The sequence below is a fragment of the Streptomyces sp. genome (genome assembly GCF_031178505.1).
GTDB classification, from domain to species: domain Bacteria; phylum Actinomycetota; class Actinomycetes; order Streptomycetales; family Streptomycetaceae; genus Streptomyces; species Streptomyces gulbargensis.
This window is the reverse complement of the sequence record NZ_JAPSIW010001023.1, coordinates 1-1761: the sequence shown is the minus strand read 5'-3', so window position 1 is coordinate 1761 and position 1761 is coordinate 1. Positions and strand designations below refer to the sequence as shown.

Genomic DNA, 1761 nt, shown 5'->3' with positions numbered 1-1761 from the left:
CCGCTCGCGGGGTCCACGCGGTAGACGTTGCAGGCGCCGATCTCACTCTCGGCGCGGTGGCCCTCGTAGTCGGAGGTGATCCCGAAATCGGGGTCGGAGAACCAGATCGAGCCGTCCGACCTCACCACCGCGTCGTTGGGGCTGTTGAACCGCTTGCCCTGGAAGCGGTCCGCGATCACGGTGATCGAGCCGTCGTGCTCGGTGCGGGTGACCCGGCGGTTGCCCTGCTCGGAGGTGACGAGCCGGCCCTCGCGGTCGAGGGTGTTGCCGTTGGGGTGGCCGGCGGGGGAACGGAAGACACCGACCGTGCCCGTGGTCTCGTCCCAGCGGAGCAGCCGGTCGTTGGGGATGTCGCTCCACAGCAGGTACCGCCCGGCGGGCACGTACACCGGGCCCTCGGCCCAGCGGCAGCCCTCGTACAGCACCTCCAGGCGGGAGTCCCCCGCGTGGCACCGGCCCGTACGGAACCGGTCGTCGAGGATCTCGTACACCTGCGGCCGCTCGCCTGACATGCCGTCACTCCCTCTTGTGGTACCGAAGATTGCTCCGATGATCACAGCATAGACAGAATGGAGTACGACAGATCAAGGAAAGTACCGAAGGAGATCCGATGGACGACACCGATCGGCACCTGCTGGCCCTCCTCCAGCAGGACGCCTCCACGCCGTACGCGGCGCTCGGCCGGGCCGTCGGCCTCTCGGCGGGCGCCACCCACGAACGGGTCCGCAAGCTGCGCGAACGCGGCGTCATCCGCCGCACCTCCGCCGATGTCGACCCGGCGGCGCTCGGACGCGGTGTGCTCGCCTTCGTCATGGTGGACTCGACGGCCTGGATGGGCGACTCGGGCGAGCGCTTCGCCGCCCTCCCCGAAGTCCTGGAGGCCCACGTCATCGCCGGCAGCGCCTCCGTCCTCCTGAAGGTCCGCACGGGGACGACGGAGCAGCTCCAGGACGTGCTGCGCCGCGTCTACGCCATCGACGGCGTGAGCGGCACCCGCGCCACGGTGGTCCTGGAGACCTTCTTCGAACGCCCGGTCACCCCCTGAGTACGGCCGCCCGCTTCCTGAGTACGCCCCCGGATACCGGACCGCCCCGCCCCCTGGTCGACTGACCTCATGACCGCACTGCCCACCCTCACCCTCACCGAGGACGCCGACCCGACCTGGTGGAAGGCCCCGCTGTTCGCCACCCTTCCCGGACTGCCGCTACAGGTCGGCCTGTTCGCCCTCTTCGTTTCCTGCTCCGGGGACAACCTGGTTCAGCCGCGTCGACGCGGACTGCTGGGCGGTCGCGTCCGCCTTGATCCGCTCCCATTCGTCCCAAGCCATGAATCTCCCCCGCCGGTGGTCCAATGGAGGCGTCGGGAGGCCGGACATGGCCTCCAGCCCGGCGGCCAAGAAGGCGGCGGCGAAGGCGATCGGTGAGGACATGGAGCCGGGGGTCACCCGGGACGGCAGACACGCTGCCGAGAGCACGAACGCGGCGGTCAAGGAGTTCGGACCGAAGGACGGCCACGGCTGGGAAACGTCCAGCGCCCTGAAGAGGGCGCAGGAGACCTGGGAGAAGCAGGTCAGGATGTTGCTCGGCCGCCTGGCCTCGGAGAAGCAGGCTCTGAGCGCGACCGGCATCAGCTTCCGGAGCAACGAACTCGACACCACCGCGCGCCTGGCCCGGCGGTCGCGGATCGACGGCATCTGACCGGCGGGACCGGTTCCAGGGGGAAACGTGCCGACCTATCACGAGGTGATGAGCACCGACCTGT

Annotated in this window: 4 protein-coding genes; 2 read left to right on the top strand and 2 right to left on the bottom strand. The window is 69.7% G+C overall.

Going from position 1 to position 1761, the window contains the following annotated elements:
• Nucleotides 1-512 (bottom strand): SMP-30/gluconolactonase/LRE family protein (locus RIF68_RS35835; RefSeq protein ID WP_309055813.1); only part of this gene is annotated, 512 nt, incomplete at its 3' end.
• Nucleotides 513-610: 98 nt separating this feature from the next.
• Between RIF68_RS35835 and RIF68_RS35830 the strand changes: the two genes are divergently transcribed.
• Nucleotides 611-1045, top strand: a complete 435-nt coding sequence (locus RIF68_RS35830; RefSeq protein WP_309055812.1) for an Lrp/AsnC family transcriptional regulator — start codon at nucleotides 611-613, stop codon at nucleotides 1043-1045.
• A 159-nt stretch (nucleotides 1046-1204) separates the two neighbouring features.
• Here RIF68_RS35830 and RIF68_RS35825 read toward each other — a convergent pair whose 3' ends face one another.
• Nucleotides 1205-1327: a hypothetical protein gene (locus RIF68_RS35825; protein ID WP_309055810.1), complete on the bottom strand. Its 123-nt coding sequence runs from the start codon at nucleotides 1325-1327 to the stop codon at nucleotides 1205-1207.
• Nucleotides 1328-1373: 46 nt separating this feature from the next.
• Between RIF68_RS35825 and RIF68_RS35820 the strand changes: the two genes are divergently transcribed.
• Entirely contained in the window at nucleotides 1374-1697 is a 324-nt protein-coding gene (locus RIF68_RS35820; RefSeq protein ID WP_309055808.1) for a hypothetical protein, read from the top strand.
• Nucleotides 1698-1761 lie beyond the last annotated feature (64 nt).

Bases quoted from the DNA above. Each gene is read 5' to 3' on its own strand.
- RIF68_RS35830 (WP_309055812.1), top strand. From the start codon at position 611: ATGGACGACACCGATCGGCACCTGCTGGCCCTCCTCCAGCAGGACGCC.
- RIF68_RS35825 (WP_309055810.1), bottom strand. From the start codon at position 1,327: ATGGCTTGGGACGAATGGGAGCGGATCAAGGCGGACGCGACCGCCCAG.
- RIF68_RS35820 (WP_309055808.1), top strand. From the start codon at position 1,374: ATGGCCTCCAGCCCGGCGGCCAAGAAGGCGGCGGCGAAGGCGATCGGT.